This is a genomic window from Streptomyces atroolivaceus (assembly GCF_000717025.1).
Lineage (GTDB): Bacteria > Actinomycetota > Actinomycetes > Streptomycetales > Streptomycetaceae > Streptomyces > Streptomyces atroolivaceus.
In genome coordinates, this window is record NZ_JNXG01000002.1 from 931,443 (window position 1) to 957,824 (window position 26,382).

General features: G+C 70.0%; 25 protein-coding genes and 1 riboswitch. Of the genes, 12 read left to right on the forward strand and 13 right to left on the reverse strand.

The window, feature by feature from the left end; translation table 11 throughout:
* Positions 1–228: 228 nt before the first annotated feature.
* The 5 genes from OO67_RS07530 (at position 229) to OO67_RS07550 (ending at position 5,619) form a co-directional block, all read left to right on the forward strand.
* Positions 229–1,617 (forward strand): HD-GYP domain-containing protein, encoded by a 1,389-nt coding sequence (locus OO67_RS07530; protein ID WP_033298183.1) that lies wholly within the window; start codon positions 229–231, stop codon positions 1,615–1,617.
* Positions 1,614–2,861: an HD-GYP domain-containing protein gene (locus OO67_RS07535; RefSeq protein ID WP_033298184.1), complete on the forward strand. Its 1,248-nt coding sequence runs from the start codon at positions 1,614–1,616 to the stop codon at positions 2,859–2,861. The genes OO67_RS07530 and OO67_RS07535 overlap by 4 nt, the downstream gene beginning before the upstream one ends.
* 91 nt (positions 2,862–2,952) lie before the next feature.
* On the forward strand, positions 2,953–3,945 hold the full coding sequence (locus OO67_RS07540; protein WP_033298769.1) for a tetratricopeptide repeat protein: 993 nt from the start codon (positions 2,953–2,955) through the stop codon (positions 3,943–3,945).
* An 80-nt stretch (positions 3,946–4,025) separates the two neighbouring features.
* Entirely contained in the window at positions 4,026–4,664 is a 639-nt protein-coding gene (gene def, locus OO67_RS07545) for a peptide deformylase (protein ID WP_033298185.1), read from the forward strand.
* Positions 4,665–4,881: 217 nt separating this feature from the next.
* Positions 4,882–5,619 carry a D-Ala-D-Ala carboxypeptidase family metallohydrolase gene (locus tag OO67_RS07550; RefSeq protein WP_033298186.1) on the forward strand — a complete coding sequence of 246 codons (738 nt, stop codon included), beginning with the start codon at positions 4,882–4,884 and terminating at the stop codon, positions 5,617–5,619.
* 66 nt (positions 5,620–5,685) lie between these two features.
* On the opposite strand, the gene OO67_RS07555 is transcribed toward OO67_RS07550, so the two are convergent.
* On the reverse strand, positions 5,686–6,660 hold the full coding sequence (locus OO67_RS07555) for a GlxA family transcriptional regulator (RefSeq protein WP_033298187.1): 975 nt from the start codon (positions 6,658–6,660) through the stop codon (positions 5,686–5,688).
* Between the two features lie 81 nt (positions 6,661–6,741).
* On the opposite strand from OO67_RS07555, the gene OO67_RS07560 reads away from it, so the two are divergent.
* Positions 6,742–6,954, forward strand: coding sequence for a hypothetical protein (locus OO67_RS07560; protein WP_033298188.1), 213 nt, complete (start codon positions 6,742–6,744; stop codon positions 6,952–6,954).
* Here OO67_RS07560 and OO67_RS07565 read toward each other — a convergent pair.
* From OO67_RS07565 to OO67_RS07590, 6 genes are all read right to left on the reverse strand, one after another.
* Positions 6,951–7,967 carry a ribonucleotide-diphosphate reductase subunit beta gene (locus OO67_RS07565; protein ID WP_033298190.1) on the reverse strand — a complete coding sequence of 339 codons (1,017 nt, stop codon included), beginning with the start codon at positions 7,965–7,967 and terminating at the stop codon, positions 6,951–6,953. The genes OO67_RS07560 and OO67_RS07565 overlap by 4 nt on opposite strands.
* On the reverse strand, positions 7,967–10,360 hold the full coding sequence (locus OO67_RS07570; protein ID WP_033298191.1) for a ribonucleoside-diphosphate reductase subunit alpha: 2,394 nt from the start codon (positions 10,358–10,360) through the stop codon (positions 7,967–7,969). The genes OO67_RS07565 and OO67_RS07570 overlap by 1 nt, the downstream gene beginning before the upstream one ends.
* 137 nt (positions 10,361–10,497) lie before the next feature.
* A riboswitch (cobalamin riboswitch) is annotated at positions 10,498–10,621 on the reverse strand.
* A gap of 53 nt (positions 10,622–10,674) precedes the next feature.
* Positions 10,675–11,175: a GNAT family N-acetyltransferase gene (locus tag OO67_RS07575; protein ID WP_033298192.1), complete on the reverse strand. Its 501-nt coding sequence runs from the start codon at positions 11,173–11,175 to the stop codon at positions 10,675–10,677.
* A 138-nt stretch (positions 11,176–11,313) separates the two neighbouring features.
* The gene (gene mctP, locus OO67_RS07580; RefSeq protein WP_033298194.1) at positions 11,314–12,948 is read right to left on the reverse strand and encodes a monocarboxylate uptake permease MctP; all 1,635 of its coding nucleotides are present in this window, start codon (positions 12,946–12,948) and stop codon (positions 11,314–11,316) included.
* Entirely contained in the window at positions 12,945–13,199 is a 255-nt protein-coding gene (locus OO67_RS07585; RefSeq protein ID WP_167748635.1) for a DUF3311 domain-containing protein, read from the reverse strand. Before OO67_RS07585 ends, mctP begins: the two co-directional genes overlap by 4 nt.
* 179 nt (positions 13,200–13,378) lie before the next feature.
* Positions 13,379–14,143 (reverse strand): GntR family transcriptional regulator, encoded by a 765-nt coding sequence (locus OO67_RS07590; protein ID WP_033298198.1) that lies wholly within the window; start codon positions 14,141–14,143, stop codon positions 13,379–13,381.
* A gap of 286 nt (positions 14,144–14,429) precedes the next feature.
* On the opposite strand from OO67_RS07590, the gene OO67_RS07595 reads away from it, so the two are divergent.
* From OO67_RS07595 to OO67_RS07610, 4 genes are all read left to right on the forward strand, one after another.
* Positions 14,430–15,728, forward strand: coding sequence for a sugar ABC transporter substrate-binding protein (locus OO67_RS07595; protein WP_033298200.1), 1,299 nt, complete (start codon positions 14,430–14,432; stop codon positions 15,726–15,728).
* 124 nt (positions 15,729–15,852) lie between these two features.
* The gene (locus OO67_RS07600; protein ID WP_033298202.1) at positions 15,853–16,869 is read left to right on the forward strand and encodes a carbohydrate ABC transporter permease; all 1,017 of its coding nucleotides are present in this window, start codon (positions 15,853–15,855) and stop codon (positions 16,867–16,869) included.
* The gene (locus tag OO67_RS07605; protein WP_033298208.1) at positions 16,866–17,738 is read left to right on the forward strand and encodes a carbohydrate ABC transporter permease; all 873 of its coding nucleotides are present in this window, start codon (positions 16,866–16,868) and stop codon (positions 17,736–17,738) included. Before OO67_RS07600 ends, OO67_RS07605 begins: the two co-directional genes overlap by 4 nt.
* 9 nt (positions 17,739–17,747) lie before the next feature.
* The gene (locus OO67_RS07610) at positions 17,748–19,271 is read left to right on the forward strand and encodes a glycoside hydrolase family 3 protein (protein ID WP_033298210.1); all 1,524 of its coding nucleotides are present in this window, start codon (positions 17,748–17,750) and stop codon (positions 19,269–19,271) included.
* A gap of 68 nt (positions 19,272–19,339) precedes the next feature.
* Here the strand turns inward: OO67_RS07610 and nagB are convergent, their stop codons facing one another.
* Positions 19,340–20,125 carry a glucosamine-6-phosphate deaminase gene (gene nagB / locus OO67_RS07615; RefSeq protein ID WP_033298212.1) on the reverse strand — a complete coding sequence of 262 codons (786 nt, stop codon included), beginning with the start codon at positions 20,123–20,125 and terminating at the stop codon, positions 19,340–19,342.
* A 549-nt stretch (positions 20,126–20,674) separates the two neighbouring features.
* Between nagB and OO67_RS07620 the strand changes: the two genes are divergently transcribed.
* The gene (locus OO67_RS07620; protein WP_033298214.1) at positions 20,675–22,141 is read left to right on the forward strand and encodes a sensor histidine kinase; all 1,467 of its coding nucleotides are present in this window, start codon (positions 20,675–20,677) and stop codon (positions 22,139–22,141) included.
* A 194-nt stretch (positions 22,142–22,335) separates the two neighbouring features.
* Here the strand turns inward: OO67_RS07620 and OO67_RS07625 are convergent, their stop codons facing one another.
* Entirely contained in the window at positions 22,336–22,593 is a 258-nt protein-coding gene (locus OO67_RS07625; RefSeq protein ID WP_003953983.1) for a WhiB family transcriptional regulator, read from the reverse strand.
* Between the two features lie 320 nt (positions 22,594–22,913).
* Positions 22,914–23,882 (reverse strand): diacylglycerol/lipid kinase family protein, encoded by a 969-nt coding sequence (locus OO67_RS07630; RefSeq protein WP_033298215.1) that lies wholly within the window; start codon positions 23,880–23,882, stop codon positions 22,914–22,916.
* A 149-nt stretch (positions 23,883–24,031) separates the two neighbouring features.
* Between OO67_RS07630 and OO67_RS07635 the strand changes: the two genes are divergently transcribed.
* Entirely contained in the window at positions 24,032–24,481 is a 450-nt protein-coding gene (locus OO67_RS07635; protein WP_208860975.1) for a hypothetical protein, read from the forward strand.
* 28 nt (positions 24,482–24,509) lie between these two features.
* On the opposite strand, the gene OO67_RS07640 is transcribed toward OO67_RS07635, so the two are convergent.
* The 3 genes from OO67_RS07640 to OO67_RS07650 form a co-directional block, all read right to left on the reverse strand.
* The gene (locus tag OO67_RS07640) at positions 24,510–25,475 is read right to left on the reverse strand and encodes an RNA polymerase sigma factor SigF (protein WP_382055468.1); all 966 of its coding nucleotides are present in this window, start codon (positions 25,473–25,475) and stop codon (positions 24,510–24,512) included.
* Positions 25,472–25,885: an ATP-binding protein gene (locus OO67_RS07645; protein WP_033298218.1), complete on the reverse strand. Its 414-nt coding sequence runs from the start codon at positions 25,883–25,885 to the stop codon at positions 25,472–25,474. Before OO67_RS07645 ends, OO67_RS07640 begins: the two co-directional genes overlap by 4 nt.
* A gap of 231 nt (positions 25,886–26,116) precedes the next feature.
* Positions 26,117–26,377, reverse strand: coding sequence for a UBP-type zinc finger domain-containing protein (locus tag OO67_RS07650; protein ID WP_033298220.1), 261 nt, complete (start codon positions 26,375–26,377; stop codon positions 26,117–26,119).
* Between the last annotated feature and the right edge of the window lie 5 nt (positions 26,378–26,382).

Below are 26,382 nucleotides of genomic sequence, written 5' to 3' on the forward strand. Positions count from 1 at the left end.
TGACGGTCGCCCGTCCGGCCGCGGCCGGACGGCGAATGACGGCCGCCGTTTCCGTCTGACGGTCGCCCGTCCGGCCGCCGCCACCTGGTGTCGGCCGCACTGCGTGCGCCGAGCACGAACCCCGGTCGCGTCACCCGAACGTGCTAATCCGGCCCGTTCGGGCCCTGGGCCACCTCCAACTCGCTAGCGTGGCGCCTCCATTGACCAGGCTGGGGGCGGGTGGCAGGGGTGAGCGGCACATCGGCGGCGGCGCGCGTCTACATCCTGTGCGCGGTGGTCTGCGCCGCGCTCGGCGCGGTTCCCGCGCTGTCCCCGGAGGCCGGCACCCCCTGGGGCACGCTCGGCCTGCTCGCCGCGCTCTACTCCGCCTGTGAACTCCCCGGCCGCTTCCGCGTCTTCGGCGGCTCCGTGCCGATCACCGCCGGATCGTTCTTTCCCCTGCTGCTCGCCGCGGCGTTCCTGCTGCCACCGTCCGCCGCCGTCCTCGTCGCCGTACCCGGCGCACTCGTGAGCCATGTGGACGGGCCGCCCGTCACGGCCCGCCGTGTCTGGCGGGCCGCTCAGCTCGCCCTGACCGTGGGTGCGGCCTCATGGGCCTACGCGCTATCGGGCGGCCCCGCCACGCTCGGCGGTGGCCCGGAAGGGGCCGTACCCGCCCTGCCCCACGCCCTCCTCCCGGCCTGCGCCGCCGCGCTCGTCTTCGGCCTGGTGCTTGCCGCGCTGGACGGCGGCATCATCGCCACCGCCGAGCGCGTGGCCGTCAGGCACGCCTGGCGCGGGCTGCCGGCCCGCTCCGTGGGGCCGCACCTGGTTCACGCGCTCGCGGGGCTGATGATGGCGGTCCTGTGGCGCAGCACCTACGGGCCGCTCTCCGCCCTGGTCGTCCTGCTGCCGATGTACATCTCCTGCTGGGTCTTCGCGCAGTACCACCGCCGGCACGCCGCCCACCGCGCCACCATCAGGGCGCTCGTCCAGGCGGTCGACATCAAGGACGGCTACACCCGCGGCCACAGCGAGCGGGTGGGCCGCGCCTCCGAGCTGATCGCCCGCGAACTCGGCATGGAGGAGAGCCGGACGGAAGCCCTCCGCTTCGCCGGCATCCTGCACGACGTCGGCAAGCTCGGCGTGCCGACCCGGGTCCTGCGCAAGGACGGGCCGCTCACCCCCGAGGAGCGCCGCGTCATCGAGCTGCATCCCGAGTACGGCCATGAGATCGTCCGCGGAATCGGCTTCCTGGACGAGGCGCGTGCCGCGATCCTGCACCACCACGAGCGGCTCGACGGCAGTGGCTATCCGTACGGGCTCACGGGTGACAGGATCCCCGAGTTCGCCAGGGTCGTCGCCGTCGCGGACGCGTTCGACGCGATGACGTCGACGCGCTCCTACCGGCGCGGGCGGCCCGTCCCCGCGGCTGTGGAGGAGCTGAGGCGCTGCGCCGGGAGCCAGTTCGATCCGCGCATGGTCCGGGCGCTGGCGCGAGCCCTGGACCGCCATGGCTGGTCCGCCGCGGCCAACACGGTCACCTCGGACGAGGATCCGGCCGGACTTCCTACGCAGCGGGCGGATGTACGGGCGCCCGCCGCCGGCACCCCGGACCGTCCGGGTCGGCACCGGTGACCCCGGTCCACCCGCCGCCGGCCGTCCTCGCGGTCCGTGGCGGCGCACTGGCCCTCGCGGTCGCCGCGCTGGGGCACACCCTGTGGAACGGCGTCGTCGAGCCCGGCCACGCCCTCGCCTTCGGGGTCCTGGTCACCGTCGGTGAGCTGGCCCGCTGGGGCGCTCTGCCCGGTGAGCGTGAGCCCGCGCCCCTCGGGGCGGCGGGCGCACTCGCTTACGCGCTGCTGGGGCGCAGCGGGGGACAGGACACCGCCCATGGTGTCCTGCAGGTGGTCACCGTCGTCGCCGCGGCACAGCTGCTCGCCTCCGTGCCCCACGTGGCGCGCGGAAGCGGCCCTGGCCCCGACCAGGCTGCCCGTCGCTTGCTGACAGTGGCCTTCGCCGCCGTGTGCTTCCAGCCGTTCCACCACGCGGGCCGGTCGGAACACTGGTTCGGCGAGGGGCCGTACTTCGCTCTCTTCCTGCTCGTGCTGCTGGTTCTCAGCGCCCTGTGCGACGCCGTTCTCGCGGCGCTCACGGCGGGTACGTCCCGTCGGTACGGGCCGCAGTTGCGCGACGAACTCCGGAGGCTCAGCGGCATCGGCTCGGCGGTCTGCGCGACCGGCGCCGTGATGGCGCTCGGGGTGGCCGTCGCGGGGCTGTGGGCCCTGCCGGTGCTGTGCGTACCGCTGCTGCTGACCCAGGTCTCGTACCGGCGGTACGCCGCCGTCCGTACGACGTACCGGCAGACCATCGCGTCGCTGGCCCGGTCCACGGAGATCGCGGGCTACACCCCGCACGGGCACGCCCGCAGGGTGGCCGAACTCTCGGCCGCCGTGGGGCGGGAGCTGGGGCTCGGCGGCCACGAGCTGACCGTCCTCGAATACGCGGCGCTGATGCACGACATCGGCCAGCTCTCGCTCGTCGATCCCGTGGCCGACGGGGCCACCGCCCTCCTCCCCGCCGAGGAGCAGCGCCGGATCGCCCTTCTCGGAGGGGCGGTCGTCCGTCAGACCGGAGTGGATCCGGCGGTCGCCGCGGTGGTGGAACAGCAGGCCGATCCGTACCGCGAACAGCAGACCGCCGCGAGGATCGTCCGTGCGGTGAACGCGTACGACGACCTGTGCGGGGAAGGCGTGAAAGGGCCCCTGGGTGCGCTGGAGCAGCTCAGGCTCGGCACCGGCCGCGACTACCAGCCGCAGGTGGTGGAAGCGCTGGCGAGGGTCCTGGCGCGGGGCGGTCCGACCCGGGTCGGGGCTGGGTAACCCATGGGTAATGAGCGAGTGTCCGGCCAGGCATGGTTGGATGCGAAGGAGAGCGGAAAACGTGGGTGTCCAGTCGGGACAGGCGGGAATCGTGAGGATCTTCGGGAAGGTACGGCATAGGCCGTCCGCCTCTTGGCGGCAGGCCACGGACCGCGCGTTCACGCTGATCGGCGACGGCCGGTACGAGGACGCGGGGGCGCTGCTGACGCGCGCGGCGGACCTGGAGCCCTGGCTCTCCGAGTCCTGGTTCAATCTCGCCCTGCTGCACAAGTTCCGGCACGACTGGGAACAGGCGAGGGCCGCCGGCCTGCGCGCCGTCGCCCTGCTCGACCGGGAGTCGGGCGCCCCGGACTGGTGGAACGTCGGGATCGCCGCCACCGCACTCCAGGACTGGCCACTGGCACGCCGGGCCTGGCAGGCCTACGGGCTGAGGGTGCCGGGCAGCGGCCAGCACAACGCGGCGGCCAACAGCGAGCCGACGGGCATGGAGCTGGGCAGCGCGGCCGTGCGGCTCTCGCCCGAGGGTGAGGCCGAGGTCGTCTGGGGCCGCAGGCTCGATCCGGCCCGGATGGAAGTGCTGTCGATCCCGCTGCCGTCCTCGGGGCGACGCTGGGGCGAGGTCGTGCTGCACGACGGGGTGCCGAACGGCGAGCGGGTCACGGCGGCCGGGCCGTCGTACCCGGTGTTCGACGAGATCGAGCTGTGGGCGCCCTCTCCCGTCCCCACCTGGGTGGTCCTGCTGGAGGCCGCGACCGAGGAGGACCGGGACGCCCTGGAGCAGCTCGCCTCCGATGCCGGGTTCGCCGCCGAGGACTGGTCGTCCTCCGTACGGCTGCTCTGCCGTGCCTGTTCGGAGAGCCGGATGGAGAGCGACGAGGGCGACGGCGAGCACCTGGATCCGCACGACCACAGCGAGCCCGGCCACCCCGGGCCCCTGGGCCACCGCACCGCCGGTGACCTGTGGGTCCCGGAGCGTGAGTGCGGCATAGCGGCCCCCGCCGGGCTGGTGCGCGGTCTGCTGGACGGCTGGGTGGCGGACAGCCCGGACAGCCGTGAGTGGCGGGATCTGGAAGAAGTCTGCTGAGTGGTGCCCGTAGGCTGTACGGGCACCGATTCCGGTGCGGGTACTCACGGGTTCAGGTTGCAGGAAGGCGTACGGCGGACATGTCGCAGCAGGAGACGGACGAGCAGACCGGTGTGGACGACGAGGGCTTCCTCGTGGACACCGAGGACTGCGAGGCGCGTGAGGCGGCGCACCGGGAGCGCGGCACCTCCCGCCCGATCACGGTGGTGGGCAACCCGGTCCTGCACAAGGAGTGCCGAGACGTCACGGAGTTCGACGACGAGCTCGCGCAGCTGATCGACGACATGTTCGCCAGCCAGCGGACGGCGGAGGGCGTCGGCCTGGCCGCGAACCAGATCGGTGTGGACCGCAAGGTCTTCGTCTACGACTGCCCTGACGACGACGGGGTGCGGCACGTCGGCGCGATCTGCAACCCGGTGCTGGAGGACCTCGCGCCGGAGCAGCGCAACCTCGACGACTCCAACGAGGGCTGCCTCTCCGTGCCCACGGCGTACGCCTCGCTGGCGCGCCCCGACTACGCCGTCGTGCGTGGCCAGGACGCCCTGGGCAACTTGGTGAAGGTGCGGGGCAGCGGCTACTTCGCGCGCTGCCTCCAGCACGAGACGGACCACCTGTACGGCTACCTGTACATCGACCGGCTCTCCAAGCGGGACCGCAAGGACGCGCTGAAGCAGATGGCGGAGGGCACGCCGCGCTACGAGGTCGTCCCGAACGAGTGAATCGCTCCGCACGGAGTGGGGCCCCGCCGCGGCGGGGCCCCACTCCGTGCCGCCCTCTCCGTGGCGGGTGGGGCGGGTGTTGTGTGCCGAAAGGTGCGGGCGGACGGAGAGGTTTCGCCGACAGGTGTTCTCCCGGGCGTAGTTGACGCGCGTCGACCCGTCCGCCAGGCTCGTCCTCACGCCTCACCTCTACGCCTCACCGTGCAGGGAGATCCCCATGCTCAGACGTACCGCACATATGCTGCTCGGCCTTGTCATGACCATGGCTTTCGCCATCGGAGGTGCCGTCGTCACGGCCGGCACCGCACACGCCGACGGCTGTTACACCTGGAGCCGCACCCTGTCGCCCGGCGCCACCGGCGCCGATGTCACCCAGCTCCAGATCCGGGTGGCCGGCTATCCCGGGTACAACTCCGTGCTGGCCATCGACGGCTCGTACGGGCCCGCCACCACGGCCGCGGTCAAGCGCTTCCAGTCCGCGTACGGCCTCGCCGCGGACGGTGTCGCCGGACCGGCCACGCAGTCCAAGCTCTACGCGCTCCAGGACGACGACTGCACCCCCGTCAACTTCACCTACCCCGAGCTCAACACGTGCAACAGCACCTGGGCAGGCGGAGCGGTCGCAGCGGGAACGGCCAAGGCCAACGCCCTGAGCAGCATGTGGAAGCTGCAGGCCCTGCGGCACGCGCTGGGCGACCAGCCCCTCCGCGTCACCAGCGGCTTCCGGTCCACCTCCTGCAACGCGGCGGTCGGCGGAGCCACGAACAGCCGCCATCTGTACGGTGACGCCGTCGACCTCGGCGCCGGACCGCACTCGCTGTGCACCATCGCCAAGCAGGCCCGCAACCACGGGTTCAACGGGATCCTCGGTCCGGGGTACGCCGGGCACGGCGACCACATCCACGTGAACCAGGGACCGAGCCACTTCTGGTCGGCCTCGCAGTGCGGCATCTGATCGCGCGCCCGCGGTAGTCCGGCCCCTGCCGGGTGATCACGTGATCACCCGGCAGGGGCCCTTCCGTCAGGCCGCCTCGGTCATGCCGGACGGCCCCCGGAAGGTGCGCCGGTAGGCGTGCGGAGTGGTGTCCAGCGAACGGACGAACTGATGACGCAGCGCGGCCGCGTTCCCGAAGCCGGTCTGCCCCGCGATCGTGTCCATGGTCGCGTCCGAGGTCTCCAGCAGGTGCTGGGCCAGCAGCACACGCTGCCGGAGCAGCCAGCGGTACGGAGTGGTGCCGGTCTCCTGCTGGAAACGGCGGGCGAAGGTCCGGGGCGACATGTGGGTCTGGGCGGCCAGCTGTTCGACGGTCATCTCCTGGTCGAGATGGCGCTCCATCCAGGCGAGCGTCTCACCGACCGTGTCGCACCGGGTGCGGGGGAGCGGGCGCTTGATGTACTGCGCCTGGCCGCCGTCCCTGTGCGGCGGGACGACCATGCGCCGGGCGATGGCGTTGGCGACGGCGGGGCCGTGTGCCTGGCGGAGCAGATGCAGCGCCGCGTCGATGCCCGCGGCCGTGCCCGCCGAGGTGATGACCGCCCCCTCGTCCACGTAGAGCACGTCCGGTTCCACGACTGCCTTCGGGAAGCGGCGTGCCAGCTCATCGGAGTGCCGCCAGTGGGTGGTGCAGCGGCGGCCGTCCAGCAGGCCTGCCTCACCGAGGACGAAGGCGCCGGAGCAGACGCTCAGCACCCGCGCGCCGCGTGCGACCGCCCGGCGCAGGGCGTCCAGGGCCTCCTCCGGGTACTTCCGCTCCACGAAGTGGCTCCCGGCGGGTACGGCGATGAGGTCGGCCTCCTCCAGGCGGTCCAGGCCGAAGGGGGTGCTGATGGAGAAACCGGCGTGTGTCCGCAGCACCGGACCCTCCGCCGAGACGACCGCGAAGTCATGGACCGGCAGACCGTCTTCGGAGCGATCGAGGCCGAACACCTCGCACAGCACGCCGAGTTCGAACGGATGGACATCGTCGAGCAGCAGAGCGGCGACATTCTTCAGCATGACGCCAGTGTGGCAGGAAATCGAGGGTGTGTGACAGTCCTGCCACTGCCGGAATCCGGCTGCGGGGACGACAGTAGAGCCATGAACACATTCCTGAACTACCTGGCCGTAGCCGTACTTTTCGCCCTCGTCCTGCTGCCCGCGGTCCTGGGACTGGCGCGGGAGCACCGGATCGACCGCGAGCTCCGGGACGCGGAACGGAGCAGGGAGGCCGCACCGCCGAAAACGGCGGGCGCCGCGCAGCCGGTCACGGCCACGCGGCGCCCGTACCTCAGGGCCTGGGCGCGGATCTAGAAGTCGTCGTCGAAGCCGACGGACCCCTCCACGGCCACCTGGTAGGCGGAGGGGCGGCGCTCGAAGAAGTTCGTCAGCTCCTGCACCCCCTGGAGCTCCATGAACGAGAACGGGTTCTCGGAACCGTAGAGCGGGGGGAAGCCGAGCCGGGTGAGGCGCTGGTCGGCGACGCACTCCAGGTACTGGCGCATCGACTCGGTGTTCATCCCCGGCAGACCCTCGCCGCACAGGTCACGGCCGAACTGCAGCTCCGCCTCGACGGCTTCCTTCAGCATGTCGGTGACCTGCTGCTGGAGCTCGTCGTCGAAGAGGTCCGGCTCCTCCTTGCGGACGGTGTCCACGACCTCGAAGGCGAAGTTCATGTGCATCGTCTCGTCACGGAACACCCAGTTGGTGCCCGTGGCGAGACCGTGCAGCAGACCGCGCGAGCGGAACCAGTAGACGTACGCGAACGCGCCGTAGAAGAACAGTCCCTCGATGCACGCGGCGAAGCAGATCAGGTTGAGCAGGAAGCGCCGGCGGTCGGCCTTCGTCTCCAGTCGCTCGATCTTCTCGACCGAGTCCATCCACCGGAAGCAGAACTGCGCCTTCTCGCGGATCGAGGGGATCTCCTCGACCGCGTCGAAGGCCGCCGCGCGGTCCTCCGGGTCGGGCAGATAGGTGTCGAGCAGCGTCAGGTAGAACTGGACGTGCACGGCCTCCTCGAACAGCTGACGCGACAGGTACAGCCGCGCCTCGGGGGAGTTGATGTGCTTGTAGAGCGTCAGCACCAGGTTGTTGGAGACGATCGAGTCGCCCGTCGCGAAGAAGGCGACCAGCCGGCCGATCATGTGCTGCTCGCCGGGCGAGAGCTTGGCGAGGTCGGCCACGTCGGAGTGGAGGTCGACCTCCTCCACGGTCCAGGTGTTCTTGATCGCGTCCCGGTAGCGTTCGTAGAAGTCCGGGTAGCGCATGGGACGCAGGGTCAGTTCGAAGCCCGGGTCGAGCAGGTTCTTGTTCTCGTGGGAGCTCATTACTGGCAGGCCTCGCAGGACTCGGGGTTTTCGAGGGAGCAGGCGATCGCGTCCGCGTCGGGAGCGGAGGCCTGCTGTACGGGGATCGGGGTGGCGGCGGCCGTCCCGGACGCCGCGCGCGCGATCCGGGTGGCCGGACGCGACCGCAGGTAGTACGTCGTCTTCAGCCCCTGCTTCCAGGCGTACGCGTACATGGAGGAGAGCTTGCCGATCGTCGGCGTCTCCAGGAACAGGTTCAGCGACTGGCTCTGGTCGAGGAACGGCGTACGGGCCGCCGCCATGTCGATCAGGCCGCGCTGCGGGATCTCCCACGCCGTGCGGTACAGCGCCCGCACGTCCTCGGGGATCCAGGCGAAGCCCTGTACGGAGCCGCTGGCCTCGCGGAGCGCCTCACGGGTCCGGGCGTCCCAGACGCCGAGCTTCTTCAGCTCGTCCACCAGGTAGGCGTTGACCTGGAGGAACTCCCCGCTGAGCGTCTCGCGCTTGAAGAGGTTGGAGACCTGCGGCTCGATGCACTCGTACACCCCGGCGATCGAGGCGATCGTCGCCGTCGGTGCGATGGCGAGCAGCAGGGAGTTGCGCATCCCGGTCTTCGCGACGCGGGCACGCAGCGCGTCCCAGCGCTCCGGCCAGTTCGGCTCGGTGTCGTAGTGGTCCGGGTGCAGCACTCCCCGGGCGGCGCGGGTCTCGGACCAGGCGGGCAGCGGGCCTGACCTTTCCGCGAGGTCGCAGGACGCCTCGTAGGCGGCGAGCATGATCCGCTCGGAGATCCGGGTGGACAGCGCGCGGGCCTCGGGGGAGTCGAACGGCAGGCGGAGCTTGAAGAAGACGTCCTGCAGGCCCATAGCGCCCAGGCCCACCGGGCGCCAGCGGGCGTTGGACCGGCCGGCCTGCTCGGTCGGGTAGAAGTTGATGTCCACGACGCGGTCGAGGAAGGTCACCGCGGTGCGGACCGTGGCGTCCAGCCGCTCCCAGTCGATGGTGCCGTCGGTGACGAAGGCGCCGAGGTTGACCGAGCCCAGGTTGCAGACGGCCGTCTCACCGTCGTCGGTGACCTCCAGGATCTCGGTGCAGAGATTCGAGGAGTGGACGACGCGGCCCGGCTCGGCGGTCTGGTTCGCCGTGCGGTTGGAGGCGTCCTTGAACGTCATCCAGCCCTGGCCGGTCTGCGCGAGGGTGCGCATCATGCGGCCGTACAGCTCACGCGCCGGCATGGTCTTGCGGGCCAGCCCCTTGGCCTCGGCGGCACGGTACGCGGCGTCGAACTCGTCGCCCCACAGGTCCACGAGCTCGGGGGCGTCGGCCGGGGAGAACAGCGACCACTCCGTGTCCGCGTCGACGCGGCGCATGAACTCGTCCGGGATCCAGTGCGCCAGGTTGAGGTTGTGCGTACGCCGCTGGTCCTCGCCGGTGTTGTCGCGCAGCTCCAAGAACTCCTCGATGTCCGCGTGCCAGGTCTCCAGGTAGACGGCGGCGGCGCCCTTGCGCCGGCCGCCCTGGTTGACCGCGGCGACCGAGGCGTCCAGCGTCTTCAGGAACGGGACGATGCCGTTGGAGTGCCCGTTGGTGCCACGGATGAGTGAACCCCGGGCGCGGATACGGGAGTACGAGAGTCCGATGCCGCCCGCGTGCTTGGAGAGGCGCGCCACCTGGTGGTAGCGGTCGTAGATCGAGTCGAGCTCGTCCAGCGGCGAGTCCAGCAGGTAGCAGGACGACATCTGCGGGTGACGGGTGCCGGAGTTGAAGAGGGTGGGGGAGGAGGGCAGGTAGTCGAGCCTGTTCATCAGGCCGTACAGCGCGGCCACTTCCTCGAGGGCGCGCTCGGAGGTGCCCTCGGCGAGTCCGGCGGCGACGCGCAGCATGAAGTGCTGCGGGGTCTCGACGACCTGGCGGGTGAGCGGGTGGCGCAACAGGTAGCGGCTGTGCAGGGTCCGCAGCCCGAAGTAGCCGAAGCGGTCGTCGGCGCCGTCGGCGAGCGCCCGGTCGACCAGCGCGTCGAGGGCGGCGGCGTGCAGCGTGACGAACTCGGCCGTACGGTCCGCGATCAGCCCCTCGCGATGCCCGACGGCGACCGATGCCGAGAAGGAGACAGCGCCCTGGCCGGCCGCCTCGTCGGCGATGGCCCGGGTGAGCAGCCGGGCGGCGAGCCGGGAGTAGGCCGGGTCCTCGGAGATCAGGCCGGCGGCGGCCTCGGTGGCCAGCGAGCGCAGCTCTGCCTCGTCCGACCGGGCGTTGCGGCCGCGCAGCGCGGCGGCGGCGACCCGCCCGGGGTCGGTGTCGGGCAGATCGGCGGTGAGGCCGGTCAGGGTCCGCAGCAGTGCGGTCCCGGGCGCGTCGGTCGTGCGGCCTTCGGATTCCGTGGCTGAAACCGGGTCGGCTGGCGCGATGGTCACTGGGGCTATCCCTCGCTCGGCTCAGGGCCTGCGGGAGCGGGGCAGCCGGGCACGGCCGCGCCCGGGGAGGGGCAGCGCGGTGCACGGCGTCCACCGGCCCTCCGCGGGGCCCGGACGTCTCGGCGTCCGGTTCGGTCGAACCGGACGCACTGTCGACAGGTCTTCGGACTTCGGGGTGCGGAAAAGCACACCGATCACACCGTTGCGGGACAGTTCCGGATTCGCACCGGATTCCCCTGCGGCGACAGCGAGGTCGAGCATACATGTGGGGGCTCCTGATTGAAGAAGCCCCCACATGTTGTGTCGGCGCTACGTCAGAGCTCCAGCCGGAATGTCAGGAGTGGAAGGTCCGGCAGAGGGCACCAGTCCCGCTCAGGGGTCCGTACGAAGCCCAGGCGCCGGTAGAGGCGGTGGGCCCCCGGCATGGACCGCTGCGTCGACAGGACGAGCCCGGAGAGCCCTTCGGCAGCTCGGGCCCGGTCGACGCAGGCCCGTACGAGCGCCTCGCCGGCACCCCGCCCACGGGCCTCGGGGGAGACGGCCAGCATCCGGAACTCGGCCTCGTCCTCCCCGGCGATGTCCGCCCACGGGCTGCCGGGTGCGACGTAGGTGACGCCGCCCAGCAGCCGGCCGTCGGCGTCCAGCGCGACCAGCACCTCGGCCTCGGCCGCCCGCCGCCCCACCGCGCGCAGCTGTTCCAGGTAGGGGTCGTCGGCGCCGAGGTCCAGGAGCCCGTCGCCCAGATACGCCTGGGCGGTGAGCTCGCCCAGCTCCTCGAACTCAGCGGGCCGGGCCTGCCTGATCGATACGTCCATGGGCGGCAGTCTGCCGCAGGCCGCGCGCCCGGCGCGCCCCGGTTTCCGGACCGGGCCTCCCGTCGGGCCCCGGACACGAAGCCGCCCCGGCAGGGCGGGCCCTGCCGGGGCGGCGACGTTCCGTGACTGCTGTGAGGGTCAGTGACCGCCCGGGGCGCCCGCCGTGGCCGGCGGGAGCTCGGCCTTCACGCCCGGGTCGCCGACGTCCGCCGTGTAGTCGGACGGAGAGGTCTCGTCCACACCGGCCGGGGCCTTCATCGCGTTGAGGACGAAGGTCAGCACGACCACGACGACGAGGTTCAGCACGAACGCGGTGAGACCGATGTAACCGATCTCGCCGATGCCCGGGATCTCCTTCGAGGACCCGCCGAAGTGCTTCTGGGTCGGGCTGGCGACGCCGTACGCGGCCACCGTGCCGTAGAGCATGCCGACCGCCCAGCCCGCGATCAGGGCCCAGCGGTGGAACCAGCGGGTGAACAGGCCACCCACCAGGGCGGGCATCGTCTGGAGGATCCAGATGCCGCCCAGCAGCTGGAAGTTGATCGCGACCGTCTTGTCCATGGTGAGGACGAAGAGGAGGGCGCCGACCTTGACGAAGAGCGAGACCAGCTTGGAGACCCTGGTCTCCTGGGCGGGGGTCGCGTCGGGCTTGATGAAGTCCTTGTAGATGTTGCGGGTGAAGAGGTTCGCCGCGGCGATCGACATGATCGCGGCCGGCACCAGGGCACCGATGCCGATCGCGGCGAAGGCCACGCCCGCGAACCAGTCGGGGAACATCGTCTCGAACAGCTGGGGGATGGCGAGCTGTCCGTTGTCCACCTTGATCCCGGCGGCGATCGCCATGAATCCGAGCAGCGCCAGCAGGCCCAGCATCAGCGAGTACAGCGGAAGGATCGTGGTGTTGCGCCGGATCACCTCACGGCTGCGGCTGGAGAGCGTCGCCGTGATCGAGTGCGGGTACATGAAGAGGGCCAGCGCCGAACCCAGGGCCAGCGTGGCGTAGCCCCACTGCCCCATGTCGCCGGGCACCAGCGAACCGCGCGGCTGGCCCGTCGCCGGGTTCGGCTGCGCGAACGCCTCGCTCGCCTTGGCGAAGATGTCGTCGAACCCGCCGAGCTTGATGGGGATGTAGATGATCGCCACGGCGATGACCAGGTAGATCAGGCCGTCCTTGACGAACGCGATGAGCGCCGGCGCGCGCAGACCCGAGGAGTAGGTGTACGCCGCGAGGACGGCGAACGCGATCAGCAGCGGCAGGTCCTTGATGAACCAGTGCGTGGTCTCGCCGCCACCGACGCCCATGACGTCCAGCACGGCCTGGATGCCGACCAGCTGGAGCGCGATGTACGGCATCGTGGCGAGGATGCCGGTGAGGGCGACCGCCAGCGAGAGCCCCTTCGAGCCGAAGCGGCCGCGGACGAAGTCCGAGGTGGTGACGTAGCCGTGCTTGTGCGAGACCGACCACAGGCGCGGCAGGAAGGTGAAGATCAGCGGGTAGACGAGGATCGTGTACGGGACGGCGAAGAATCCGGCCGCGCCTGCCGCGTAGATCGCCGCGGGCACGGCGACGAACGTGTACGCCGTGTAGAGGTCGCCGCCGAGCAGGAACCAGGTCACCCAGGTGCCGAACGACCGTCCGCCCAGCCCCCATTCGTCGAGGCTGGCCTCGTTCTCGGCCTTGCGCCAGCGCGAGGCCATGAAGCCGATGATCGTGACGGCCAGGAAGAAGAAGATGAATACGGCGAGTGCTACGCCGTTCACGCCGTCCTTCATGCGGACGCACCCCCCTTGCGGGAGCGCTGGTCACGCTGCCACAGCTTGTACGCGATCATGGTGAGAGCGGTGGAGATGAGCACCCAGAGCATCTGGTACCAGTAGAAGAACGGGATGCCGATGAAGGTCGGTTCGACCTTCGCGTACGAACTGACCCAGAGCATCGCCACGAACGGGGCTATCAGGCACACCGCGATGACCACCCTCATGGGTGTCACCGTCGGTGGTTTCGCATCGGTTTCTTCTGGCATGTGGCGACTCCGTCCCCTCGCTGATCACCTGGTGCAATGCGCCAGAAATCTAGGCGAGAGCTCCGCCCACCGTCACCCCCCGTCCGCATTGCGGTCCTGCAACGGTCCGGTGTCGCCTGAAATGACTGATCCCCCCGCGGACGCGGGGGGATCAGGGGCGCGGGGACCTCGGAAGGCCCTCAGTCAGTGGGACGCTTCAGGCGGGCCACGAACTTGTACCGGTCACCCCGGTAGACCGAACGCACCCACTCCACCGGTTCGCCGTCCCCGTCGATCGAGTGCCTGGACAGCATGAGCATCGGAAGGCCGACGTCCGTGCCGAGCAGCCCGGCCTCGCGCGGCGTGGCGAGCGAGGTCTCGATGGTCTCCTCGGCCTCGGCGAGCCGCACGTCGTACACCTCGGCCAGGGCGGTGTAGAGCGAGGTGTACTTCACCAGTGAACGGCGCAGCGCGGGGAAGCGTTTGGCCGAGAGGTGGGTGGTCTCGATGGCCATCGGTTCACCGCTGGCGAGCCGGAGCCGTTCGATCCGCAGCACCCGCCCGCCCGTCGTGATGTCCAGCAGCCCGGCGAGCGTGTCGTCCGCCGTGACGTAGCCGATGTCCAGCAGCTGGGAAGTGGGTTCCAGTCCCTGGGCCCGCATGTCCTCGGTGTACGAGGTGAGTTGCAGCGCCTGGGAGACCTTCGGCTTGGCGACGAAGGTGCCCTTGCCCTGGATGCGCTCCAGCCGGCCCTCGACCACCAGTTCCTGGAGGGCCTGGCGGACGGTGGTGCGCGAGGTGTCGAACTCCGCGGCCAGGGTCCGCTCGGGCGGCACCGGGGTGCCGGGCGGCATGGTGTCCGTCATCTCGAGGAGGTGGCGCTTGAGCCGGTAGTACTTCGGGACGCGTGCGGTGCGCGCACCCGCACCGGTCTCGCTCGTCACTCTGCCCCCGTCGGCGCCCATGGCCCGCCTTCCCGACTGCTGCGTTGCTGCCGTCACCGGCTCCTCCGTCTGTCGCGGCTCACATGGTGGCACGGTCCGGTCACGGGTCGTCGCCCTCCCTCAGGTGTCGGTCCGATAACGGACGCGAGTGCACTTCTTATACACCCTTGACACCCCTAAAGGTCTAGGCCAAGCTCCCGGTACTGGTCTAAACCATTAAAGACCAGGTCCCAGCCCCACAGGTAGCGCCAGGCGTACGTCTTCGCGGTGGGCGGGGGGTTGCTGGTATCCCTGAGGAGGGTGTGGCATGAAGCGCAAGCTCATTGCGGCAGTAGGCGTCGCAGCGATGATGACCGGAATCGCGGCGTGTGGTGGGGACAGTGACGACAACGCCTCGAAGGACCCGAAGGACCGCACCGAGAGCCTGACGGTCTGGCTGATGGTCGACGCGCAGAGCACCTGGCCGGAGCTGGTCAAGGACGTCAACGCGCAGTTCAACAAGAAATACCCGAAGGTCAAGGTCAACGTCCAGTACCAGCAGTGGGCGGACAAGGCCAAGAAGCTCGACACGGCCCTCGGTGGCGACAAGTTCCCGGATGTCGTCGAGCTCGGCAACACCGAGACGATGCAGTACATCCTCAACGGCGCCCTGGCCGAGATCGACCCCGAGAAGTACGACAACTCGGACACCTGGATCAAGGGCCTCAAGGACACCTGCACCTTCGAGGGCAAGCAGTTCTGCGTGCCCTACTACGCGGGCGCCCGTGTCGCGATCTACAACAAGGACATGCTCAAGAAGGGCACCGGCAGCGACGTCCTCCCGGAGACCGAGGCCGAGATGCTCACCGCACTCGACAAGGTCTCGGCGGAGTACAACAAGAAGGACAAGCGCTTCTCGTCCCTCTACCTGCCGGGACGTTACTGGTACGCGGCCATGTCCTACGTCGCGGGCTACGGCGGTTCCATCGCCGAGTACGACGAGGGTGCGAAGGAGTGGAAGGGCAACCTCTCCTCGCCCGAGTCCCAGAAGGGCATCGAGCACTTCGTCAACCTGGTCAAGAAGTACAACAAGGCCGACCAGACGAAGGACGAGCAGGACCACGCCAACGTCATGGCCAACGAGAAGGCCGCCGTCCTGTACGGCAACGGCTGGGAGGCCGGCTCCGTCGTCGACGGCGCCAACAACGGCAACCCGAAGCTCGAGGGCAAGATCGGCACGGCCGGTATGCCCGGCCCGAACGGCAAGGCCCTCCCGTCCTTCATCGGCGGTTCGGACCTCGCGGTGACCGCCAAGTCGAAGGTCACCGACCTGGGCGAGGAGTGGGTCTCCCTCTTCACCAGTGAGAAGTCGCAGGAGGTGCTCACCTCCAAGAACATCCTTCCGAACAACGAGAAGCAGCTCGAGCCGCTGAAGACCAAGCCGGAGACGGCCGCCGTCGCCAACGCCGTGCCGGACGCCTGGTTCACGCCGATCGCGCCGGGCTGGACCTCCATCGAGAAGGAGGAGGTCCTGGAGAACATGCTCCTGGAGATCCTCAAGGGCACCTCGGTGGCCGACGCCGCCAAGAAGGCCGACGCCAAGATCAACGAGCTGATCAACAAGTAGTCCCCGGGCTTCGGCTCTCCAGGCGGGGGTCCGGCCGACACCGGGCCCCCGCCTCCCTTTTCTCAGGTAGAACGCCGTGATTCCCGGGTGCAGATCCCCGGAATCCCGATGGAAGGTCAGTCACGTGACTGCTGCCGACACCAAGGCCGCCGGTCCACCGGTCCCCGTACCGCGTGCCCCGGAGAAGACCGGGACCTCGCCCTCCGAGCAGGGAGCCGCCGGGCCACGCCCCAAGAAGCGGCGGAAGAAGGGGGAACTCCTCCCCTACCTCCTGATCCTGCCGGCGATCCTGGCGATCGCCGCCGTCTACGTCTACCCGTTGATCAAGACCGTGATCATGTCCTTCCAGGACCTGGGACGGGCGGCCCTCTGGGGCAACGGCGAGACCCCGTGGGTCGGCTTCGAGCAGTTCACCAACATCCTCGGCGACCCCGAGTTCTGGTCGGTCGTCGGCCGCACGGTCGTCTTCATGACCATATGCGTCGTGCTGACCATGGGCATCGGCCTGCTGATCGCCCTGATGATGCTGAGGGTCTCCACCTGGGTGCGGATCGTCCTCACGGTGGCGCTGATCGCCGCCTGGTCCATGCCGCTCATGGTCGCCGCGTCGGTCTTCCGCTGGCTCTCCGACTCCGACTACGGCCTGATCAACACGCTGCTCGCCGACATCACGGGCAACGAGGACCGGTGGCTGGGCCACAACTGGTTCCTCGACCCCTGGCAGGGCTTCGGCATCATCACGCTCCTGGTGGTCTGGGGCGCCATCCCGTTCGTCGTGATCACGATGTACGCGGCCCTCACCCAGGTCCCCAAGGAACTGGAGGAGGCGGCAGCCCTGGACGGCGCCTCCGCGTTCGGCGTCTACCGCTACGTGACCTGGCCCGTCATCAAGCCGGTCTTCACGATGGTCGCCACGCTCTCGGTCATCTGGGACTTCAACGTGTTCGGCCAGATCTGGCTGCTGCGCGGCAACAAGCCGGAGCCCGAGTACGAGACCCTCGGCCTCTACTCCTTCTCCAAGGCGTTCGAGTCCACCTCCTTCAGCCAGGGCAGCGCGATCGCACTGATCACCGTCCTGATGCTCTCCGGCGTCGCCGTGTACTACCTGCGCCAGCTGATCAAGACGGGAGAGGTCGAATGAGCGCCTCCGCACCCACGAACGCACCGGCCCAGGTCCTGCGGCCCGACCGCAGGAGGAACCGCCTCGGCTACAACATCCTGGCGCTGGTCACGGCCGGGCTCATGGCCTTCCCCGTCTACTGGCTGATCGTCAGTTCGCTGCGCCCCAACCACGAGATCAGGTCCTACGACCAGACCCTGTGGCCGTCCTCGCTGACCTTCGACAACTTCGCGCGCGCCGTGAAGCAGGACAACTTCGCGACGGCGATCCAGTCGAGCCTCATTGTCTCAATCACCGCCGTCCTCGGCGGAATGATCATCGCCACCCTCGCGGCGCTCGCCATCGGGCGCTTCCGCTTCTTCGGGCGGAAGGCGCTGATGATGGTCATGATCCTCGTCCAGATGCTGCCGCCGACCGCGATGCTCATCCCGATCTACCTCCAGCTCAACGCGATGGGAGGCATCGACGAGTACTGGGGACTCATCGTCGTCTACCTGGTCTCCACGCTGCCCTTCGCGACCATCATGATCCGCGGGTTCGTGATCAACATCCCCGTGGAGCTCGAGGAGTCCGCGATGGTGGACGGCTGTACCCGCATGGGGGCGTTCCGCCGGGTCATCTTCCCGCTGCTGGCGCCGGGGCTCGCGGCCGCGTCCATCTTCGCCCTGGTCAACGCGTGGAACGAGTACCTCTTCGCGTACATCCTGATCAACGACAACTCCAAGTACACGCTCAACGTGTGGCTGATGACCTTCACGACGGAACGCGGTACGGACTACGGCGCGCTGATGGCGGCCTCCACGCTCATCTCCATCCCGGTCGTCATCTTCTTCATGATCATCCAGGGAAAGATGGCCACCGGGCTCACCTCCGGCGCCGTGAAGGGATAACGCAGCCTCATGACCACCCTCGTATCCACCACGGACACCGTCACCCGCGACGCCCTCGCCGTGCTCCAGCCCGGCTTCACCGGCACGGACGCCCCCGACTGGCTCCTGCGCAGGGTCGGCGAAGGCCTGGCCTCCGTCGGGCTGTTCGGCCGGAACATCCACTCACCCGAGCAGCTCGCCGCGCTCACCGCCCGGCTGCGGGCCGAGCGGGACGACGTACTCGTCGCGATAGACGAGGAGGGCGGCGACGTCACCCGGCTGGAGGTCCGCAGCGGCTCGTCCTTCCCCGGCAACCTCGCTCTCGGCGCCGTCGACGACGTCGACCTGACCAGGGCCGTGGCCCGGGAGCTCGGCCGCCGGCTCGCCGAGTGCGGGGTCAACCTCAACTGGGCGCCGTCCGCGGACGTCAACTCCGATCCGGGCAACCCGGTCATCGGCGTACGCTCCTTCGGCGCCGACACCGGACTCGTCGCCCGCCACACCGCGGCGTACGTCGAGGGCCTCCAGGCCGCCGGTGTCGCCGCGTGCACCAAGCACTTCCCGGGGCACGGCGACACGGCGGTCGACTCCCATCACTCGCTGCCCCGCATCGATGTGGACCTGGACACCCTGCACGCCCGTGAGCTGGTGCCCTTCCGGGCGGCCATCGCGGCGGGTTCCAAATCAGTGATGAGTGCACATATCCTGCTGCCTGCACTCGATCCGACCCGGCCCGCCACTCTGAGCCCGCGGATCCTCACCGGTCTGCTGCGCAAGGAGCTGGGCTACGACGGGCTGATCGTCACCGACGGCATGGAGATGGAGGCCATCGCCGGCACGTACGGCATCGAGCGCGGATCCGTCCTCGCCATCGCCGCGGGCGCCGACGCCATCTGTGTCGGCGGCGGTCTGGCCGACGAGGACACCGTGCTGCGGCTGCGCGACGCGCTGGTGGCGGCGGTGCGGACCGGTGAACTGCCCGAGGAGCGGCTGGCCGACGCGGCCGCACGTGTACGGGCCCTCGCGTCCTGGACGCAGAGGGCCAGGGGGGCTGCCTCGGAGCCGGGCGCGGACATGCAGGAGGGGACCGCGCCCGGCGCCGGAGCCGGCGTCGGACTGGTGGCGGCGCGCCGGGCCGTGACGGTCACGGGCACCTCCGAACCGCTGCGCGAGCCCGCGTACGTCGCGGCCTTCACCCCGGTCGCCAACATCGCGGTCGGCGACGAGACGCCTTGGGGCCTCGCGGCCGAGCTGGCCCGGATACTGCCCGGCACGGAGACGGACACCTACCGGAGCGGGAGCCCGTCACCGGCTGCCGAGGTGCTGAGGGCGGCAGGGGAGCGGCGCATCGTCGCCGTCGTCCGCGACGCCCACCGGCACGTGTGGATGAGCGAGGCGCTGGACGCCGTGCTGGCGGTACGTCCCGACACCATCGTGGTCGAGATGGGCCTGCCGGTGGCACCGCCCCGGGGTGTGCTGCACATCGCCACCCACGGCGCGGCACGGGTGTGCGGGGTCGCGGCCGCGGAGGCGATCACGGGCACGCCCTCCTGAGTGCCGGAGGGCGGAGCACGAGGGCCGGGTCACCGTCACAGGTGCCCGGCCCTCGTGCGCGGGGAGCTCTACAGGCCCTGCCACCGCGGCTTGGCCGCATAGGTGGCGCGGAAGTAGTCCGCCAGTTTCAGCTTCGACGCGGCCGCCTCGTCGACCACCACGGTGGCGTGCTGGTGCAGCTGCAGCGCCGAGGCCGGTACGACCGAGGCGACGGGGCCCTCGACGGTCCGGGCCACGGCGTCGGCCTTGCCCTCGCCGGTGGCCAGCAGGACGGGGTGGCGGGACTCCAGGATCGTGCCGATGCCCTGGGTGATGACGTGCCGGGGCACCTGGTCGATGTCGTCGTCGAAGAAGCGCGCGTTGTCGATCCGCGTCTGCTCGGTCAGCGTCTTGATGCGGGTGCGGGAGGCGAGCGAGGAGCACGGTTCGTTGAAGCCGATGTGTCCGTCGGTCCCGATGCCGAGCAGCTGGAGGTCCACGCCGCCCGCCTCGGTGAGCGCCTTGTCGTACGCCTCGCAGGCCGCCTGGACGTCGTCTGCGGTGCCGTCGGGACCCATGAAGGACTTCTCGGACAGGCCGAGCGGCTCGATGACCTCGCGCAGGACGACCGAGCGGTACGACTCGGGGTGGCCGGCGGGCAGCCCGACGTACTCGTCGAGCTGGCAGATGCGGGCGCGCGAGGCGTCCACGGCGCCGGAGCGGACCTTCGCCGTCAGGGCCTGGTAGATGGGCAGCGGGGTCGAGCCGGTGGCAACGCCGAGCAGGGCGTCGGGCTTGCGGCTCAGCAGGGCCGCGATGGCCTCCGCGATGAGTTCGCCGCCTGCCGTGGCGTCCGGGACGATGACAACTTCCACGCTGTGCCTGCCGATCTGAAGAGTGGCGTCATGTGGTATAGACCAATCGAGGATCCAATCTAGCAGAACGACGCGGCCCGGAGGTGAACCGGTCGCGTGTGCGTCGATGGTTGTCGCCCTGTCGGCGGAGGGCCCCGTCCCTGAAGGGGAGGCGCCGCTGTCCGCGAGGCGAACGCCCCCGGAAACACCCGCGGGCCGCGGCGCCGGGACGGGACCCTCAGCCCGTCCGGCACCGCAGCCCGGAGCTACCTGGCCGGCGGTGTGCGGTGCCTCCGGCCACTGGAGGCACCGGCGCAGTCAGGGCAGAGAGTGCCGGATACCTCGGTCCGCTCTCCTGTGCGGGGAGAGCGGAGGTCTGTCGCGCAAGGGGACTCGTCCTGCCTGTCGTACCCTCACGTGGTGCATTGTGGACTAGACCAATAGGCCCTGTCCATCCATGGGCACGGACATTCTTCCGCCCGGGCCGCACCCTCACAGTGTCACGTATCCGCGGGCCGATCGGTTCGGAACCTCTTCCCCTCCACGGGTACGCTCGCACATGTGCCCTCCATGAACGACCTCGTCCGTCAGCACACAGCCCTGAGTGACAAAGACCTCGAGTGGCTCCACCTGCTGGTCTCGGAGTGGCAGCTGCTCTCCGACCTGTCCTTCGCCGACCTCGTCCTGTGGGTGCCCACCCGCGACGGGACCCGCTACGTGTCCGTGGCGCAGATGCGGCCGAACACCGGCCCCACCTCCTACCAGGACGACATGGTCGGCCATCTCGTGCCGCGCGGCCGCCGGCCGCTGCTCGACGCCGCCCTCGACGAGGGGCGCATCGTGCGGGAGGGGGATCCGGAGTGGCGGGAGGAGGTGCCCGTCCGGGTCGAGTCGATCCCCGTACGGCGGGAGGGGAGGGTCCTCGGGGTCATCGCCCGCAACACCAACCTCCTCACCGTGCGCACGCCCTCCAGGCTGGAGCTCACCTACCTCCAGTCCGCCTCCGACCTGGCCCAGATGATCGCCGCCGGGTCCTTCCCGTTCCCCGGGCAGCAGGTCGACATGGACGCGTCGCCGCGCGTCGGCGACGGGCTGATCAGGCTCGACGCCGACGGTGTCGTGCAGTACGCCAGCCCCAACGGCCTCTCCGCCTATCACCGGCTCGGCCTCGCCTCGGACCTGGTCGGCCACAACCTCGGTGCGACGACCGCGGAACTCGCGCCGTCGCGCGGCCCGGTGGACGAGGCCCTGGTCAAGGTGGCGAGCGGGTACGCGCCCCGGGAGTTCGAGGTCGAGGGCGCGGGCGGGGTCATCCAGTTGCGTGCGATTCCGCTCAAGCCCAAGGGAGTGCGCATCGGTTCACTGGTGCTGCTCCGCGACGTCACGGAACTGCGGCGCCGCGAGCGGGAATTGATCACCAAGGACGCCACCATCCGGGAGATCCACCACCGGGTGAAGAACAACCTCCAGACCGTGGCCGCCCTGTTGCGCCTCCAGGCGCGCCGGATGGACTCGGAGCGGGGCCGTGAGGCGCTCAACGAGGCCGTACGGCGCGTGGGTTCGATCGCCATCGTCCATGAGACGCTGTCCCAGAATCTGGACGAGCGGGTCGAGTTCGACGAGATCGCCGACCGGGTGATCGCGATGGTCGCCGAGATCTCGCCCGGAAAGGTCACCTGCCGCCGTACGGGGCGCTTCGGGATTCTCGACGCGGAGGTGGCCACCCCGCTCTCGATGGTGCTCACCGAGGTGCTGCAGAACGCGCTGGAGCACGCGTTCACGGTGGCCGAGCACGGCACGGTGGAGGTGTCCGCGGTGCGCGGCGGCTCCCCGTCCGACGGCCGCCTGCTGATCACCGTGACGGACGACGGGCGCGGACTGCCCGAGGGGTTCGACCCCCAGCGGGCCGGCAATCTGGGGCTGCAGATCGTGCGGACCCTGGTGGAGGGCGAGCTGGGCGGCACGTTCGGCATGGTCCCGGCCCCGGTGCGCGGCACGCAGGTGCTGCTCGACATCCCCGTGCAGAGCGACAAGTAGCGGGACCGCGCGGCGGTCGCCGCGTCGTGTCACCACACAGCAGTGGGCCCGGACCGTGGTAACGGTCCGGGCCCACTGCGTGATGCTCACGGTGCGATGCGCTTCGGGGGTACTGCGCGCTGCGACTCGAAGGCGGGGCTGTGCGTACGCTCTGTACGCGCCGCCGGGCTGAGGCTTTGTGGGGGGGGCGTCGGTCAGGCGCTGGCGTTACGCGCCCGGTTGCGAGCGGCGCGGCGCTTCATTGCGCGGCGCTCGTCCTCGCTGAGGCCACCCCAGACGCCTGAGTCCTGGCCGGACTCGAGCGCCCACTGCAGGCACTGCTCCATGACGGGGCAGCGACGGCAGACGGCCTTGGCTTCCTCGATCTGCAGCAGCGCAGGACCGGTGTTGCCGATGGGGAAGAACAGCTCGGGGTCTTCCTCACGACAAACGGCGTTGTGACGCCAGTCCATGGCTGCTACCTCTCCTTGGTATTACATGCTGGTGCTTGTGAATGTGAACGCTTTCACGAATCCCCCCGCAGACGAAGGTCCGACGCCCAGATGAGCTGGATGTGGTCCTGTTGTGGTGAGGAGGGGTTCTGGCTCTCAGTGGAGGCCGATGTTGCGGGCCGTCCCGATCGCCATGTAGAGATTCCCAAACCTCGGCAGCGGATACAACCCCTTCTGGAAACTTTTTTTTGATTCCTCGGTGTCGACTAGGTCACAGCCGTACTTCTAAGGGGTGGGGGCCAGCCCAAACGTTCGAGTTAAAGGACTTTCGCCCCTTCCACTCACACAATCACACGCAGTGCACGGCGTACGCCTGTGAACGTCACGCTGGTACGCAGTCCCAGGTGGTCGCCGTCCATCTGGAAGGGCAGTGGGGCCTTCGAATGCAAGGTGAAGTCCGTGAGGTCGTGCAGCGACACGGCGTGCTTGCCGTGCGGGCCCTTCTCCGGGCTCGAAGTGAGTAGCTGGGTGGCGTACCGGGCCACCGCGGCGGTGGTGAGGCGCTTCAGCCCGAGGATGTCCAGGCCGGTGTCGAAGGACGCCTTGGGAGCGGCGTACATCGGACGATTCCCCAGGTAGGTCCAGGGTGCGGTGTTGCAGACGATGGACAGCGCGAGGTCCGTGACGGGATCGCGGCCGGGGACGTCGAGGGTGATCAGGCCGTTGCGCCGGTGCGGCTCCTCCAGGAACTGCCGGAGCACCTGGCGCACGTACAGGGGATGGGTCGACCGCTTGCCGCGTTCGCGCTTCTGCTCGACCCGGCCGAGGACGCCCGCGTCGAAACCGAGCCCGGCGCAGAAGGTGAACCAGCGTTCCGGCACCGCCTCGTCCGCCGTGCCCGGGGTGCCGGCCGCGAGGCCGAGGCCCACCGTGCGTTCGCTGCGGCCGGCGAGGGCGTCCAGGATGGCGCCCGTCGCCTCCACGGCGTCGTTGGGGATACCGAGGGCACGGGCGAAGACGTTGGTGGAACCACCGGGTACCACGGCGAGGCTCGGCAGCCCCTCGGGGTCCGGTCCCTTGTGCAGCAGCCCGTTGACCACCTCGTTGACGGTGCCGTCGCCGCCGAGGGCGACCACGAGGTCGATGTCGTCGGAGTCGGCGGCCCGGCGGCCCAGGTCCCGGGCGTGCCCGCGGTACTCCGTGGTCACGGCTTCGAGCTTCATCTCGCTCGCCAGGGCGTGGATCAGTACGTCACGGGTCCGCGCACTGGTAGTGGTGGCAGCTGGGTTGACCACGAGAAGTGCGCGCATGCCCGCCAGGGTACCTACCGCGCGGTACCGCCCCGAATCCCCTCTCCGGCGGGTTCCCGGGCGGTCACACAGCGTGACCGGGCTCCTGTGACGAGACCGCCGCGGCCCCGGCTTCGCGTTCTGCGGGCCGGGATGCGAATCTGAAGGGCGTGAGCACTCAGCAGAACGAGCCCTCTCCGCCGCCCTCGGCCGGCCCGGAGAAGCCGGGCCGCATCGCCGCCCTGGCCGCACTCAACGCGCTCGAGGGTGCGGCGCTCGCCATCGGCGGGATCTACATGCTGGCCGTCGGACTGTTCGGCCGGCCCGACAGCATCCAGCAGGCCGAGATGGGCGGGCTCACGCTGGTGGCGCTCGGCCTGGTCCCCCTGGCCGCCGCCCGCGGGCTGCTGCGACGTCGGAGCTGGAGCCGGGGCCCCGCGCTCATCACCCAGCTCATGGCGCTGCCGGTGGCCTGGACGCTGCTGCGGTCCCAGGGCGCACTGATTCCCGCAGGCATCGTCCTCGCCGCGGTCGCCGTGACGGCGCTCGTGCTGATCCTCAACCCCGCGACCACGCAGGCGCTGGGCATCCGGGGGCCGCGGACGACCCCCGACGCCTGATCCCCGGAGCGCAGCGCTTCCTGTCCGGCTACTCCTCCACGAGCAGCCGCTCCCGCAGCTGAGCCAGCGTGCGGGCCAGGAGCCGGGAGACGTGCATCTGGGAGATGCCGACCTCCTGGGCGATCTGCGACTGGGTCATGTTGCCGAAGAAGCGCAGCAGCAGGATCCGCTTCTCGCGCGGCGGGAGGTCCTCCAGCAGCGGCTTGAGCGACTCGCGGTACTCGACGCCCTCCAGCGCCTCGTCCTCGGAGCCCAGCGTGTCCGCGACGGCCGGCGACTCGTCGTCCGTGTCCGGGACGTCCAGGGAGAGCGTGCTGTAGGCATTGGCCGATTCCAGCCCCTCCAGGACCTCCTCCTCGGAGATGCCCAGGCGCTCCGCCAGCTCGTGCACGGTGGGGGAGCGCCCGTGCTGCTGGGAGAGTTCGGCCGTGGCCGTGGTCAGCGACAGCCGCAGCTCCTGCAGGCGCCGCGGCACCCGCACCGCCCAGCCCTTGTCCCGGAAGTGCCGCTTGATCTCGCCGACGACCGTGGGGGTCGCGTACGTCGAGAACTCGACACCCCGGTCCGGGTCGAACCGGTCCACCGACTTGATCAGGCCGATCGTGGCGACCTGCGTCAGGTCGTCCAGCGGCTCGCCGCGGTTGCGGAACCTGCGGGCCAGGTGCTCCACGAGCGGCAGATGCATCCGCACCAGCCGGTTGCGCAGCTCGGCCTTCTCGACCGAGCCGTCGGGAAGCTCCCGGAGCTCGATGAAGAGCGCCCTCGCTCCGCTGCGGTCGTGTGGATCGTGGTGACCGTGGTCGCTCATCCGGCCCGCCCGCTCCGCCTGCGACTGCTCCGCCGCGGCCGGACGGCCCTGCACGTCGTCCGTGCCGCCGTCCGCTCCGCCTTCCGGATGCGGCCGGGCCTGCTGCTCCGGAAGGGCTGCCGGGCGTACCGCCCCCGACCGGATCGTCTCGTCCCGCACAGGACCGTCCCCGTTCCCGTCGCTCACGCCGGCCCGGGTCCCGCGCCGCGCTGTTTGTAGAGGCTGATGCTGACCGTACGGTCGTCGGCGACCGTGGATTCGACCTTGCCGGCCAGTGCGGAGAGCACCGTCCAGGCGAAGGTGTCGCGCTCAGGGGCGCGACCGTCCGTCGTGGGGGCCGAGACGGTCACCTCGAGGGAATCGCCGACGAGTCGGAACACGCAGCTGAGGACGGAGCCCGGCACGGCCTGCTGAAGCAGGATCGCGCAGGCCTCGTCGACCGCGATGCGAAGATCCTCGATCTCGTCGAGAGTGAAGTCCAAGCGTGCTGCGAGGCCGGCCGTGGCCGTACGCAGCACGGACAGGTAGGCACCCGCAGCGGGCAGCCGGACCTCTACGAAGTCCTGGTTCCCGGGCTCGCCTGCGATCTGGGACACCCTCACCTCCAAGGTGGCACAAACTCGTTCGGGGCTCCGGGACGAGTGCCCGGGGCCGTGCGGTCCGTCGTCGGTTCTGCAGGTTCGGCGACGCTGTCGCGACCCATGATGCCGTGTCGCCGAGACCGCAACCCCATGATTACTCATGGTAGGCATATGAGTACACACAGTGGCTAGGGGTCTGCGGCGGTCAATTGCGAAGAACCGGCGCCGGTTTGACGTACCCAGGCGTCAGACGATCGAACCGTCCACGAAGCACCAGCGCCAGCTCTCCGCGCAGTCGAAGCTGCGCATCACCGCATGACCGGTCGCCTCGAAGTGTGCCGTGGCGTGCTTCAGGGGCGAGGAATCGCAGCACCCGACGTGTCCGCAGACCAGGCAGAGCCGCAGCTGTACGGGATGGGTTCCGGCCGCGAGGCACTCCGGACAGGTGTCTCCGAGCGGAGCGGGTTCGGGGCGCGGCAGTTCGGATACGTGGAGGCACTCACTCATGATTG